Source organism: Afipia sp. GW822-FHT04G07 (assembly GCF_058800765.1).
This window is the reverse complement of the sequence record NZ_JBXAMP010000001.1, coordinates 3,745,595-3,759,575: the sequence shown is the minus strand read 5'-3', so window position 1 is coordinate 3,759,575 and position 13,981 is coordinate 3,745,595. Positions and strand designations below refer to the sequence as shown.

Below are 13,981 nucleotides of genomic sequence, written 5' to 3'. Positions count from 1 at the left end.
GATCCTTACATCAGCGCAGCGCGCAGCGCCGCTTCGAGAGAGGCTAGTCCGGTTTTCGGATCTCCGGAAATGTGCACGCGTATCGCGCGCCGACCACGATCCATCAGAACGTCAAAATCGCCCCGCGCCTGCGCCGCGATCAACGTTCCAAATGATGCCTTGCGTCCCGGGATATCGACATCCTTCATCGGATCGGCGGTGATTTCCAGAAACACCCCTGTGTCGGGGCCGCCCTTGTGGGCCTGACCGGTAGAGTGAAGGAATCGCGGGCCGAAGGCGGCACAGGTCGCTACCCGACCCGCGTCACGAATTATCATTCGCATCCGCTGCAACGTGGCGGCGTTTGCCTCGTCCTGCGGGAGATACGCCAACAACGCAACGTAGTCGTCCTTGCCGGCGCGCTGAAGATGCGCGCGCAGCCATCCGGCGATGTCGCCGGGGCGAGATGCTTTAACAAGAGTCTCGATATTGCGCGCATCGGTATAGACGGCCAGCGGCCCTTGCGAGAATGCAGGCTCCTCCGCCGGCAGATCGCCGGTCGCCTCGAATGCGGTAAGCAATTCGCGTGTCTTCACCTTGGCGGATTCGACATCGGGCTGATCGAACGGGTCGATGCCGAGCACAGCGCCGGCCACTGCCGTGGCGATTTCAAACCGGTAAAATTCCTGCGCGAGATCCATCGTCGAGCGGATGACAATACGCACGACCGGATGGCCTGCTCTCTCCAGTGCCGACAACCGCGCGGTTCTGTTGTCGTCTTCGTCGCCTGCTAGTGCGAGATCGATGAAAATGCGATCCTCGCCGTAGACCTTCGGTGAACCGAGGTCTTCGCCGTCGATCGGAATTAACCCCTTGCCGAGCTTGCCGGTGGATTCCGCAATCAGTTGTTCCGCCCAGCCGCCAAAGCCGGCGATGCCTGTTGAAGCCGTGATGGTGATCTTGTCGCGTCCTGCAAGGCCTGCGCAGCCCAAGATCAACCCGAGTTGCACCCCCGGATTTTGAGCGGGCGGGACATCCGCTGCGCAGGACCGCACCATATGCCGCGCACTGGACAGCCACCCCTCGATGTCGAGACCAGCGGCGGCGGCTGGCACCAGCCCGAACGGCGAGAACAGCGAATAGCGTCCACCGATCTGGGGATCGCCATGGAATATTCTGGCGAACTTCTGCTTGCCCGCGACGGCTTCGAGCGACGACCCTGGATCGGTCACGGCAACGAAACATTCGGCGACCATGTCCTTCCCGACTGCGTCGGCGATGCGTGCCTGAAAATAATCCTTCATCACGTTCGGCTCGACAGTGCCTCCGGACTTGCTTGACACGATGATCAGCGCACGAGACAGGTCGATCCCGTCGGCCATCGCCCGAACCTGATCCGGGTTGGTCGAGTCGAGGACGTGTAACCGCCGATAGCCCGGAGCGCGCGGGAACGTCGACGACAGAACATCGGGTCCGAGGCTGGAGCCCCCCATTCCGAGCACAACGACATCTGCGAAGCCGACGCTTCGAACCCAGCGGGCGAACGCTGCGTAGTCGGGAAGTCGCTGCTGTTCGGCTTCAATGCTGTCGAGCCATCCGAGCCACTTTGACTCATCTGCACCGGTCCATAGCGACGCATCCTTTCGCCATAGCCTGCGGACACGCTCATCCCGACGCCACTCCTCAACCGCACGTTCGACAGCCTGCGACAGTTCCGGCGCAAGCGACGCGGTCATCGTGTTCAGGCGTGAGCCCAGCACCAACGCTCGTTTGCGGGCGACAGCGCCATAGAGCTTGTCGGCAGCGTCGACAAATTGCTGCATGCCATCGATCGTCAGTTCCTCGGCAATCCGCTCGAGAGAAACGCCCAGCGCGCCCACAGCGGCGAGAGTCGTTTCGGCTTCGCCGATATTTTCCTCAAGGCTGCTGCGCGGCTTGCCATGATCCCGGAAGGCGTCAAGCGTTGCCGGTGGCACGGTGTTCACCGTATCGGGGCCGATCAGTTCCTCGACATAAAGCGTATCGCGGTAGTTCTTGTTCTTCGTTCCCGTAGAGGCCCACAGCAACCGCTGCGGCTTTGCGCCTTTCGCAACAAGTTGCTCCCACTGCTTCCCGGAAAAAATCTTCCTGTAGTCCTGATAGGCCATCCTGGCATTGGCGATTGCGACCGCTCCGAGCAGCGCGCGCACGTCGCGCTGCTTTTGCGGATCGCTTGTTGCCGCGATCAAACGCTCCAGTTCGGCGTCAACAACAGCATCGATCCGGCTGATGAAGAAGCTTGCCACGCTGGCGATGGCCGAAGGATCACCGCCACGCACCGCGAAAGCGTCGAGCCCTCGAATATAGGCTTCGGCCACCTGCCGATACACCTCCCGCGAAAACAGCAGCGTAACATTGATGTTGATCCCGCGACCGATCAGCGTTTCGATTGCTACGATACCGGCTGCCGTGGCCGGCACCTTGACCATCAAATTGCGACGGTCCACCGCGAGCCAGAGCCGTTCGGCTTCCGCAATGGTTCCGTCGGTGTCGTGCGCCAGATAAGGCGACACCTCCAGCGAGACAAAGCCATCAGCTCCCCGCGTCTCCCGATAGACCGCGTCGAGAACATCGGCCGCCGCTCGAATGTCCTGAACCGCAATGTCATCAAACAATTCGGACGCCGACTTGTCGCCATCGGCAAGCGCCAACCTCACGGCATCATCATACGCGGGCGACGATCCGATCGCCTTCTCGAAGATCGCGGGATTCGAGGTAACTCCCTTCACGCCGTCGATCTTGATGAGTTGCTCAAGGCCACCCTTGGCAACGAAATCTCTTTCCAGAAAATCCAGCCAAATCGCCTGCTCGTAGCGCGACAGGTCTTTCAACAAACTCATGGATCACCATTTCATTCAATCGGGATCAGATAAGCACGAAGCGCCATCGCAGACTGCGAACGCGCGGATCACATGGCAGTCCTAACCGCCCTCCAGGATGGCGAAAAAATCGATGGTCGCATCATGGGTGAGCGGCTCCGACATCGACACGACCACCTCGTCAATCGCTGAAAGCCAGACTTCATCATGCGCATCAAACCGCTGCGCCACGGACCGCACCGTGGCCCCCTCGGCAACCTGAACGCGCGTGGACGCGATCCCATCCGGCAGGAAGCGACGAAGATTTCCGTGCATCACCACTTGAATATCGAGCATCGCTTCCTCCCAAACTCACCGTACACCGCGATCCGCTGAATCAAGAAAACGCGTGCCGCAGTTTCGGTACGACCTGCTCGGAAAAAGCTTGCATGAACCGTGGCTGATCCGGCCCGGGCGCGTGAAATACAAGATGCCGGAATCCGAGTTTCACGTAAGGGCGCACCTTCTCCACCACTTCTTCAGGATCGGAAGAGATAATCCACCGGCTCGCCGCGCGATCCAATGGCAGCGCATCAGCCAGCCGCTCCATCTCGCGTGGGTCTTCGACACCCATCTTCTCCTCCGGCGAAAGAGCCAATGCGGCCCAAAACCGCGTGTCTTGCTTGGCGCGGTCGACATCGGAATCGTACGACACCTTGATCTCGATCATGCGATCGATGCTGTCATCGGATCGCTTCGCCGCCGCGAGACCCTCGGACACTTTCGGAAGCAATGTCTCACTGTAGAGCGCCGGCGATTTGCCGCTGGTGCAGATGAAGCCGGCTCCCACTTCGCCGGCCAGTGCGGCCGCAGTCGGACCTGCCGCGGCGATATAGATCGGAACGGGATTTTCCGGCCGATCATAGATCGTCGCGTTCTCGGTGCGATAATATTGTCCTTCGAAGCTGACACGCTCCTCACACCAGAGCCGGTTCATCAGTTCGATCGATTCCTTAAGGCGGCCGAAGCGCTCCTTGAATCCCGGCCACGTCATGCCCGTCGCGGGCACCTCGTTGAGCGACTCGCCAGTGCCGACGCCGAGAATAATCCGCTCTGGAAACATGCTGCCAAGCGTGCCGACGGCTTGCGCCACGATCGAGGGGTGATAGCGGAAGGTCGGCGTCACCACGCTGGTGCCGAGAACGATCCTGCTGGTTCGGGCTCCCGCCGCACCCAACCAGGCGAACGAGTACGGCGCATGACCGTTGGTATGTCGCCACGGCTGGAAATGATCGCTGATGAAAGACGAATCGAAGCCCAGCTCCTCGGCAAGGCAGATGAATTTCAGAAGTTCGCTCGGCGTGAATTGCTCCGCGGATGCCTTGTAGCCGATTTTCAACACGACAACTCCATTCAGCAGGTGGACTCAATCGAAAGATGCGCCAGAGCGCCGGGGTCCGCCGGCGGCGTCTGAACCGTCGGAAGCAGTTCAGCCGCAGCCTCTGCGGCTGCAGCGATATGGTCGGGGACATCCTGATAAAGCGTCGTGCGCTGGCGCGGCACACGTCCGATCGCGCTGATCAGCGCGCGCATGGCGTGCGGCGGCTTCTCCTGACCATGCTGCGTGCCCGCCGCGCGGGAAATGCTCTCGTTCATGAGCGTGCCGCCAAGGTCATTGGCCCCGGCATTGAGGCACATCTGGGTCCCGGCCTCGCCCAACTTCACCCAGGATGTCTGAATGTTCGGAATCAGGGCACCAAAAACCAACCGGGAGACTGCGTGCATCAGCACCGTTTCCCGCAGCGTCGGCCCCTTTCGCGTCTGTCCTTTCAGGAACAACGGCGCTTCGATCGGAATGAACGGCAGTGGCACGAACTCGGTGAAGCCGCCGGTTCGCTCCTGCAGGTCGCGAATAGCCAGTAAATGTGCCGCCCAATGATCCGAACCATCGACATGACCGAACATGATGGTCGCCGTTGTGCGAATGCCGACGTGATGCGCCGCTTCGATGATGTCGAGCCATTGCCCGGTCGTGAGTTTGTCGGGACAGATGATGGCGCGCACGTCGTCGTGCAGGATTTCGGCGGCCGTCCCCGGCAACGACCCAAGCCCGGCCGCCTTCAGCATGCCGAGAAATTCAGGAACCGGCAGCGACAGCGTCTCGGCGCCATGTGCAATTTCCAGTGGCGAAAACGCATGGATATGCATCGCCGGCTCGGCGGCCTTCACGGTCCGGCAAATCGTCAGGTAAGTCTCGCCGGTATAGGAAGGGTGTATCCCCCCCTGCATGCAGACTTCCGTGGCACCACGCGCCCACGCCTCGGTGACGCGGCGCGAAATCTCGGCAGTCGAGAGATCGTAGGGCTTACCCCGCAGGGCCTCATGTGACTTGCCCTTCGAGAACGCGCAAAATCCGCACTTGAACTGGCAGATGTTGGTGTAGTTGATATTCCGGTTGACGGCATAACTGACAACATCCCCCGACACCGTTTTTCGGAGGGAGTTGGCGGCCTCGGTGACCACTTTGAAATCGACATCGCGCACGCCGAAAAGCCGGACAATGTCTTCGGAATCGAGCCTTTGACCGTTCAGGGCGCGATCGATCGCCCGCAATACATTGCCGTCGGCACGGGCGAGATATGGCTGCGCGGCCAGATCACCGAGATCCTTTGCGAGAACATCTTCTCCGGGCGACCAATTCCCCTCGCGTGCACGGCCATCCGTATCCGACAGTTGACGAACCGCGGGCTGCATCTTCGGATCAAGCCATGTCGCAGGCGCGAGCGCGTATTCCGGATAGATCGTCAATCGCTCGACAAGAAGATGACCGGCCTTGGCGGTCATTCGGCGCAGCGCGTCGATTGCCGGCCATGGCGCTTCCGGATTGACGTGATCCGGCGTGACGGGAGAGATGCCGCCCCAATCATTGATTCCCGCCTCGATCAACATTTCATAGCTATCAGGCGACAGATTTGGCGGCGCCTGAATGTTCATGCGCGGGCCAAGCAGTATCCGCGTGGCAGCGATCGTCCAGCGCAGGTCATCCAGATCCGGCTCCGGCGCAGCAGCGAGCCTGGTGTCCGGCTTGGCGCGGAAATTCTGAATAATGACTTCCTGGATATGGCCGTAGCAGCGGTGCAGCCGGCCAATGGCGTCCAGCGACTCCAGGCGTTCCCTGCGCGTCTCGCCGATACCGATCAGAATGCCAGTCGTGAACGGGATTTTCAGTTCGCCGGCGTCAGCGATCGTTGCAAGACGCAGGATCGGATTCTTATCGGGGGAGCCGAAGTGCGGACCACCGCGCTCGCACAGCCGGGCAGACGCACTTTCCAGCATCACGCCCATCGACGCCGAGACGGGGCGGAGCATCGCGAGCTCCTCGCTGGTCATCGTTCCGGGATTGAGATGAGGCAGAAGGCCAACTTCCTTGAGCACCCTGTCCGCGACATGCGCCAGATAGGCCAGCGTCGATTCGAAGCCGAGTTCCTGTAAATGGTCGCGCGCCGCCGAATAGCGAAGCTCAGGCCGCTCTCCCAAGGTAAACAAAGCTTCGTTACAGCCTGCCCGCTTGCCCTGCCGCGCAATCTCCAGCACCTCGTCGGGAGAAAGATACGCCCGATGCTGTTGGCTCGGCTGCTGCGCGAACGTGCAGTAGTGGCAGACGTCGCGGCAAAGCCGCGTCAGCGGAATGAACACCTTGCGTGAAAACGAGACGGTGCGCCCGTGTCCGCGGCTCCGGATATCGGAAGCCTCGTCGAGCAAGCGCTGTAGCGGCGTGTTCTCAAGATATCCGAAGATATCCGACAGAGAGCCGTCGCCGAGGACATTAGAATCCATCGCCAGATTTCCGGGTTGGGATGCGCGCACTTAAACCGCCAACTCCAACGCGTTCCGCCCTTCCCAGGCCGTTGTCATTGAATCGCACAGTTCCATGATCTGAACGATCTCGAGCGTCTCCTCGTTTCCTGCCCCCAGCGCTTTCGCCTTGAACTCATGGACCTCGACACAACCGTCATTGAAATTGTCGGAATAGCCGTGGTTCTTGAGCGTGATCGCAAGCGACAGAATCTGTATCTCGCGCTCGTCCAGTGTCGTCGGCGATTTCTTGATCGCATTGGAGCGCTGCAGATAGAGACGCAGCCACTCACCATCGGCGCCGTAAACACGAAAGCCGTTCGCGATGTATTTGCGGGTGGCGACGATCTCGGCGAAAATCTCGTCTATCTTGCCGTCATGCGGCGGCCTGATTTCCGGAAACAGCCCGGTCTTCCAGAACGAGACAAGCCGCTGCGCATCCTGAAAGCCGCGCAGCCCCCTGTAGAAATCGAGGATCTTCAAGAGAATACGGAAATCGCCCGCCGAAGCCCCCGCCTGTTTCGCCTGAGCCTGATAGGCCCGCGCCGCATCCGGATATCGGTTGACCATAAATCCTACGACATAGATCAGCGCCCGCATCTTCGGCGATAATTTTCCGCCTTCGAGATGTGCTTGCCGCTTTGCAAACGCATCCATCCAGTCGGCATCGTGGCCAAAGACCTCACCATAGACGTCTTGCGGCCGCGCACCGGCCTCTTGTCGCGTAACTACGGCTTTCATGGCTAGGCTCCGTTGTCTTCAAGCTGTTCCGCCGCCCGAACGCACGTCCATCGCGCGCTCGATCGCGCGCTGTGCCAGTTCGACGATCAGATGGGTTTTGTAAGTATTGTCCTTGAGCGGAAGGCTGCCGTGGACAATCGTATCCGCCAGATCGGAGACGATGGCCGCATCAAACCGGTCAAGACCGACCAGCCCCTGCTCAACTTTTTGAGCGCGGATCGGCTTTGGCGCCACCGCTCCCAGCGAGATGCGGGCTTCGGCGATCCGCCCACCATCCCAGATGAGTTGAGCCGCGACCGAGGCTTCGGCGAAATCGCTGCGGCGCACGGCAAATTTCTCAAAGGCGAAGGTCGCGTTCTGCACGACCGGAATCTCGATCCTGACCAAGGCTTCATGGCTCCCGATGCACGACAGCCCGGACCACAGATAGAACTCGTCCATTCCGACGCTGCGTTCGCCGCTTGTGCTGCCGATGATCGCGCGCGCGTTAAGCGCGGTCAGAAGAGGAGCCAGATCAGCGGGACACGGCGCGGCGCATCGCTTCGCTCCGAGAATCGAATGGAAACGGTTGTTACCCTTCACCGCGAAGCACGGACACGTCGCGCCACCCAGTTTGAAACACGGAAAGGCGCTGCGGAAAAACCAGCAACGCTTTTCCTGGCAAAGATCGCCCGCGACCGTCGCAACGCGACGTATCTGGGGCGTTGCGATCAGTTCGACACCTTCCACAAGTCCGGGGAGGAGTTGATTGACAAGGTCCGAACGGACGAGACCATCCAGCGTCGTCGCCGCACCAATCCGCAGGACGCCGTCGTTAACATCAATTTTTTTCAGGTCGGCGACACGCGAGGTATCCACCAACACGTCCGGATCGTAGATGCCCTGACGTATCCCGACGAACAGGTCAGTCCCCCCGCCCAGAATACGGCGCTTCTGCCCGTCCGGCTTCAACGCCGTCATCAGGTCATCGAGGCTCGCAGGCGTCATGACCACCGGCGTGATATCCCGCCGCGGCAGATTGGCGAACTTCGTTCCGACGTTTCGCAGAACCGGGAAAACCACCGATGGATAGGCTTTGCGAACCGTGGCGACCTCGAGATTCATCGGCCGCTTCCATGACTTCAAACGCAGTTCCCGGCCGGATTGCGCGGCGAGGCGCGGCAGCACGCGATCAGGGCTCAGCGGCAACTGCTTGAAACGAATTCCGGTGGCGTGCGCGACAGCGTTGGCAATGGCGGCGATAGTGGCGTTGATGGTCGGCTCCGCGCCGGCCTTGGCGCCGAACGGACCCTCGGGATCGAGGGTTTCGACCAACGCGATCTCGATGGGCGGCGCGTCGCCGATACGCGGCGCCTTGTAGTCGAGGAACGAGGCGTTTACCGGCCTTCCCTCCTCGAAGATCATCTCCTCCTGCAAGGCCATGCCGATGCCTTGCAGCACACCGCCATAGATCTGGCCTTCCATGGCCATCGGGTTCAAGGCGCGTCCGACATCCTGCGCCACAACGATCTTCTTGATGGTGATCCGGCCTGTTCCGGCATCGACCTCAACCTCGGCAGCCTGCGCACCGAAAACATACGTCGCCGCGTAGTTACCTATCCCAGTCGCCGGGTCCGGCCGCTCGCCGGGAGTCGTATAAAAAGCTTCGGCATCCAGCGGACCACACAGCCGCGCGACCTCCATCATGGTGGCGCGACGTGCCGGATCGGCGGCGTGGATGACATCGCCGTCGATGAAGGCAATTTGATCCGCACTACAGTTCCAGGACAGGCCGAGCGCGCGCTGAATTTTCTCGCGCAATGCCGCGCCGGCGCGAATGGTTGAGTTTCCGGTGACGAAGGCGACGCGCGATGCGGCGCTGCCGAGATCCGCGGGCGCCGCAGCGGTGTTCATATGGGAGACACGCACCATTTCACTTCGAACGCCGAGCGCCTCAGCTGCGAGTTGGGCGAGCGTAGTGTTCTGCCAAGTTCCCGCATCGGCGGTCTGGGTATGAACAACGAATTCACCCGACGCCAGCAGCTCGATACGCGTGTTGGAGTAATTGCCTTCCTGATAGATCACGCCGCCGCTGGGATGGATCATCGCCGCGACGCCGACGCCGCGGAAAGTCCCGCCCAGCTTTCGCTTCTCGGCCCAGCCGATGCGCGTGCGGACCTCTTCGAGACATTGCGACAGACCGCAACTCGATATCTTCCATCCAAGCGGCGTCACGTCGCCGGTCTGGTTGGCTTGCGAAAGGCGGTATTCGAGCGGATCGCGACCGAGCTTCTCCGCGATCTGGTCCATGTGGCTCTCGATGGCCCAGATCGTGTGCGGCGCGCCCATGCCGCGATACTGCCCGCCGGGCACCTTGTTGGTGTAAACAAGATCGCAATCGTAATGCGCGGTTTTCACACGGTAGAGACATGTCGTCCGTTGCCGCGACGCGCCGACATAAGTTGGCGCATAGGCGGTGTAGGCACCGTTGTCGATCTGTAGCGATGTCGAGCGGCCGAGAATCGTACCATCGTGATCGAATGCCGTCTTGATCCTGATGCGCTTTGCGTGATCGGTTTTGCCGCTCACGAATTCATCGCGGCGGTTGAGCACCAGCTTTACCGGCCGCCCTGCCTTCACTGAAAGCCGTGCTGCGAGCGCTTCCTGCTCGCAGACCTTCGACTTTCCTCCAAAACCCCCTCCAACGTCGACGCCCCTCAGGTGAACGCGCTCGATATCCATGCCGAGCACGTGCGCCACTTCCTTGCGAATGAAGAACGGAGCCTGCGTCGCAGTCCAGAGCGTCAGATCGCCTGTTTCGGGATCGAAGCTGGCAGCCGTCCCGTTGGTTTCCATGCAGGCCGGAGCGACGATGCCGTGCTCGAACTGATCCTCCAGCACATGCGGCGCATTGGCGAACGCATCGTTGACGGCGCCGTAGTCGCAGGAAAACTTAATCGCGACATTTTTTCCGCCTGGGGTAGAAGTTCCCTCGTGGATCGCAGGGGCATCCGGGCGCAACGCGTCATCCGGAGAAAACACCGCAGGCAGCGGTTCGTACTCGACCTCGATGAGGCCGGCGGCATGCTCGGCCGCCTCCAGCGTGTCCGCGGCCACCGCCGCGACCTCCTCGCCATAAAACCGCACCCTGTCGACGGCCAGCGGATGCCGGTCGGAATAGCTTCCGCCAAGATGCATATAGTGCCGGCCGGGAAAGTCGGCGGACGTGATGACCGCCCGCACGCCCGGATAAGCCTGCGCGGCATCGGTGTTGATGCGAACGATCCGCGCATGGGCATGCGGGCTGCGCAGGACGGCGCCAAACAGCATTCCGGGCAGATTCATGTCGTGCGTGAAGACGGCACGCCCCCGCACGTGCAGTTCCGAACCTTTCTGCGGCAGCCGGCGGCCGACTTCCTTGACCTCCATGATGCTCATGGGCGTGCCTCCGCAGCGACCGAGCTGATCGCCTCGATGATGGCGCGATAGCCGGTGCAGCGACAGATATTGCCGGTCATGCCGTGGATGATGTCCTCTTCGGTTGGATGCGCGAACCGCGCAAGCAGGGCCGTTGCCGACATCAGCATTCCGGCCGTGCAAAAGCCGCACTGGGTCGCGCCGTGATCAATAAATGCCTGCTGCAACCGCGTCAGCGTCCCGTCGCGTTCGAGACCTTCGATCGTGGTGACGTCGGTGTCTTCGGCGCGAAACACAGGATAGAGACAGGAACAGACGGCGGTATCGCCCACCAGGACGGTACAGGCGCCGCAGTCTCCGTTGCCGCAGCCGATCTTGGTGCCGCGCATATTGAGCTGTTCGCGCAGGACAACGGCCAGCGGCCGAAGCGGCGGAGCTTCCACCTCGAACTCGTGCCCATTCACACGCAGCTTAATCGGCATGCGCGACGCCTTCCGCCGTCTGCAGATGACGCATGGAGCCGTAGATGGTCGTTAGTTTCCGATACTCGGCCTCGTCATGAAATTGGCATTGGCCGCGGCCGAACCGCTTCGCCACTTCGATCGAGAAGCGAACCGACTTCTCGATGTCGTCAAGCTGCGTGGCGCCCGTCGCGCAGCCGGGCACGACCGAAGCGGCAGTGACAGCGACACCGACGACCGGCACCGACGCATAAACGGACGGCTGAAGGATCGAATTGATATGAAAAAGGTCATTGGCGTAGGGGGTGATATCCTGCGTGCTGAGCGGCATGACCACTGCTGGCTGCGCCGTGACCGTTTCCACGATGTCGATCAGATCGGAACTGACGGGAAGGATATAGCCTTCGCGAACCGTCGGGGTGATTGCAATGCCCTTCCAGTTCACGACGCGATTCCCGCGTGAGGTATCGATGCTGATGATCGCTCCCATATCGGGATGAACCTCGGCCTCGCCGAGCAGCCGCCGATCCACCGGTGACGACATAAACGGCACCGGATGATGGGGCCGCGTCGGCGCGGCAGGACAGATATGGGTTGATATGATGACGTCGCCGTCGAGCACGTCACCCTTGCGATTCATCGTCGCGAGCTTCATCGCCATCGCGACCGCGGCAATCGCACCATCGGCATCCGACACCATGCCGATCTGCTCGGGACGGGCTCCAATGCCACCCAGTTTGCCCACGACCCCCAGAACCGGCGCATCGCGCCGCCGTCCCGGTATGCGCACCTGAAGAAAGTCGGTGAAGTGACGGTCTGACGAGATCCGTCTGGTGACAACGTCCTGCAACCCCATGGCCGCAAGTGTCCTGGCGACTTCGTCGCCATCGATCACAGCGCTGTCGAGCAACTCGTAGGCATTGACGACTTGTTGGAACGCCATCGATATTCAACCTTTCAGGACTAGATGTCCCTTACGCCTGGCAACACCTCGGAGAAGATCAATTCGCCCATCTCGGGAATGGTCATCCCCTCCGGAGGATAGGGAAGCAGAATCACCTGATCGACGCCGCAGGCTCGGATCGCGCGAATCCGCTCGATGCACTCGGCGGGCGTGCCGGAGACCGAGAGCTGCGCCGTCAGAGAGTCCGAGACAGTCTCGCGCATGGCCGCGTCGTAGGCATCGGAGCGCGCATAACCAAACTTATCGAGTTGCTCGATAAGGCGATCGCCGTTTTCGCCCAGGATACCCAGCGCTTCGCGCGTCGAGCTGATCGTGCGGCCGATCGCAGGCTTGACCGCCGCCCTCGCCGCGTCGCCGTCTCGCGACACCGATGTATAGGCCCAGACCGCTATTTCGGGACGCTTGCGATCAGGCGTCCGCTTCTTCAATCCCGCACTGATATGCCCCTGCGCGAAGGAAATCCCCTTCTCCGAAGTGAAATGGCCAATGATGATTCCATCAGCAAGCTCGCCACCCAGAGCGAGCACCATCGGACCGCGCCCCGTGATGAAAACCGGGATCTCACGTGCGGCAAAACCAAGCGTCGCCGCCTTGGCCGGAACGAACTCCGAAGACGACGTGATTGTTTCACCGGCCCAGAAACGCCGCGACAAATCAATCGCATCACGCAGCGCTTTCACCGGACTGACGCGTTTGATGCCGAGCGCGTCGAAGCCGCTGATTCCCGCGCCCATTCCGAGGATAGCCCGGCCACCCGACAACTCGTCCAGCGACGCTATCGCCGCCGCCGTCAGCAGCGGGTGCCGAATGTACGGATCGGTCGCCCCCGTTCCCAAGGTCGACGCCGCCGTATTGCAGGCCAGAGCAGAGAGGCTGACGAAAACGTCACGGAAGAAACGCTCGTCTGGCACCCACATAGAGAGCCCGTGACTTTCACACCTTCGTCCGAACGCGATAAAATCACCGAGCGACAACTTCGGCAGAATAGCAATACCGACCTTCATGAATCACGCCGCCTCGCTCGAGCCACGACCTTTTCGCTTTTCCTTCTCCGAGAGGAGATCGCCCCCCTTCTCGTGAAGGAGCGCAACCGCACGGTGCAGATGCGCACGAACGATGCGATCTGCCGCATCGCCGTCACGAAGCTCCAGCGCATTGATCAGAAGCTCGTGCTCGCGCACGAACTGCCTCGCATCATCGATCGAGTGAAGCGTCATATCCTCGTCCGTGAAGATGAACTCGGACAGATTGTCGAACTCCCGCTCGATGCGTGGAGAGCGCGAGGCCTTGGCAACCATGCGATGGAAGGCAAGATTCAATTTCGCGCGAAGCACCGTATCCGACAGGTCAGCGATGGCATTCTCGGCAACATTGGCGCGGAGCGCCTGAATTTCGACATTCGTGATGTTCTCCGCCGCAAGCCGCGCCGCATATCCCTCGATCGCAGCACGGACATGATAGCTGTCGAGAATGTCCTGACGCGGGTCCGTTAGAATATAGCCACCGCGCTCCGCACTCGCGATCAACCCATCCCGCTTCAGCTGCGCCAGCGCCTCGCGAAGCGGCGTTCTGCTCACGCCCATCGCACGGGCGAGGTCGACCTCCACGAGGCGCGCGTTCTGCGTGAGCTCACCGTTCAAAATGGCGATGCGAAGGTTGCGGTAGACGCCACGCCATGTGGCCTCGCGGCGCGGCACCTTGTATTCGTCGGTTAGCATTTTTGTATCCTGCATACACTCAATAACGAC

At 61.1% G+C, this 13,981-nt stretch carries 10 protein-coding genes; all 10 read right to left on the bottom strand.

Features of this window, described 5'->3' with window-relative positions; genetic code table 11:
• Nucleotides 1–5 precede the first annotated feature (5 nt).
• Complete coding sequence (locus tag AC1RKJ_RS18335; RefSeq protein WP_492792341.1) at nt 6–2,858, bottom strand: bifunctional transaldolase/phosoglucose isomerase; 2,853 nt, start codon at nt 2,856–2,858, stop codon at nt 6–8.
• A gap of 81 nt (nt 2,859–2,939) precedes the next feature.
• Entirely contained in the window at nt 2,940–3,173 is a 234-nt protein-coding gene (locus tag AC1RKJ_RS18330) for a hypothetical protein (protein WP_492792340.1), read from the bottom strand.
• 40 nt (nt 3,174–3,213) lie between these two features.
• Entirely contained in the window at nt 3,214–4,218 is a 1,005-nt protein-coding gene (fgd, locus tag AC1RKJ_RS18325) for a glucose-6-phosphate dehydrogenase (coenzyme-F420) (RefSeq protein WP_492792339.1), read from the bottom strand.
• 11 nt (nt 4,219–4,229) lie between these two features.
• On the bottom strand, nt 4,230–6,653 hold the full coding sequence (gene cofH, locus AC1RKJ_RS18320; RefSeq protein WP_492792338.1) for a 5-amino-6-(D-ribitylamino)uracil--L-tyrosine 4-hydroxyphenyl transferase CofH: 2,424 nt from the start codon (nt 6,651–6,653) through the stop codon (nt 4,230–4,232).
• Between the two features lie 30 nt (nt 6,654–6,683).
• Complete coding sequence (locus AC1RKJ_RS18315) at nt 6,684–7,412, bottom strand: carboxymuconolactone decarboxylase family protein (RefSeq protein ID WP_492792337.1); 729 nt, start codon at nt 7,410–7,412, stop codon at nt 6,684–6,686.
• 18 nt (nt 7,413–7,430) lie between these two features.
• The gene (locus AC1RKJ_RS18310) at nt 7,431–10,829 is read right to left on the bottom strand and encodes a molybdopterin cofactor-binding domain-containing protein (protein ID WP_492792336.1); all 3,399 of its coding nucleotides are present in this window, start codon (nt 10,827–10,829) and stop codon (nt 7,431–7,433) included.
• Entirely contained in the window at nt 10,826–11,290 is a 465-nt protein-coding gene (locus tag AC1RKJ_RS18305; RefSeq protein WP_492792335.1) for a (2Fe-2S)-binding protein, read from the bottom strand. Before AC1RKJ_RS18305 ends, AC1RKJ_RS18310 begins: the two co-directional genes overlap by 4 nt.
• Nucleotides 11,280–12,212, bottom strand: a complete 933-nt coding sequence (locus tag AC1RKJ_RS18300) for a DUF1177 domain-containing protein (protein ID WP_492792334.1) — start codon at nt 12,210–12,212, stop codon at nt 11,280–11,282. Before AC1RKJ_RS18300 ends, AC1RKJ_RS18305 begins: the two co-directional genes overlap by 11 nt.
• 20 nt (nt 12,213–12,232) lie before the next feature.
• Nucleotides 12,233–13,237: an LLM class flavin-dependent oxidoreductase gene (locus AC1RKJ_RS18295; RefSeq protein ID WP_492792333.1), complete on the bottom strand. Its 1,005-nt coding sequence runs from the start codon at nt 13,235–13,237 to the stop codon at nt 12,233–12,235.
• A gap of 3 nt (nt 13,238–13,240) precedes the next feature.
• On the bottom strand, nt 13,241–13,951 hold the full coding sequence (locus tag AC1RKJ_RS18290; RefSeq protein WP_492792332.1) for a GntR family transcriptional regulator: 711 nt from the start codon (nt 13,949–13,951) through the stop codon (nt 13,241–13,243).
• Nucleotides 13,952–13,981 lie beyond the last annotated feature (30 nt).

What these genes read in the sequence shown, in the direction of transcription:
- AC1RKJ_RS18310 (WP_492792336.1), bottom strand. Translation starts at nt 10,829, where the DNA reads ATGAGCATCATGGAGGTCAAGGAAGTCGGCCGCCGGCTGCCGCAGAAA.
- AC1RKJ_RS18295 (WP_492792333.1), bottom strand. Translation starts at nt 13,237, where the DNA reads ATGAAGGTCGGTATTGCTATTCTGCCGAAGTTGTCGCTCGGTGATTTT.
- AC1RKJ_RS18300 (WP_492792334.1), bottom strand. Translation starts at nt 12,212, where the DNA reads ATGGCGTTCCAACAAGTCGTCAATGCCTACGAGTTGCTCGACAGCGCT.
- AC1RKJ_RS18305 (WP_492792335.1), bottom strand. Translation starts at nt 11,290, where the DNA reads ATGCCGATTAAGCTGCGTGTGAATGGGCACGAGTTCGAGGTGGAAGCT.
- AC1RKJ_RS18290 (WP_492792332.1), bottom strand. Translation starts at nt 13,951, where the DNA reads ATGCTAACCGACGAATACAAGGTGCCGCGCCGCGAGGCCACATGGCGT.
- AC1RKJ_RS18335 (WP_492792341.1), bottom strand. Translation starts at nt 2,858, where the DNA reads ATGAGTTTGTTGAAAGACCTGTCGCGCTACGAGCAGGCGATTTGGCTG.
- AC1RKJ_RS18330 (WP_492792340.1), bottom strand. Translation starts at nt 3,173, where the DNA reads ATGCTCGATATTCAAGTGGTGATGCACGGAAATCTTCGTCGCTTCCTG.
- AC1RKJ_RS18315 (WP_492792337.1), bottom strand. Translation starts at nt 7,412, where the DNA reads ATGAAAGCCGTAGTTACGCGACAAGAGGCCGGTGCGCGGCCGCAAGAC.
- cofH (WP_492792338.1), bottom strand. Translation starts at nt 6,653, where the DNA reads ATGGATTCTAATGTCCTCGGCGACGGCTCTCTGTCGGATATCTTCGGA.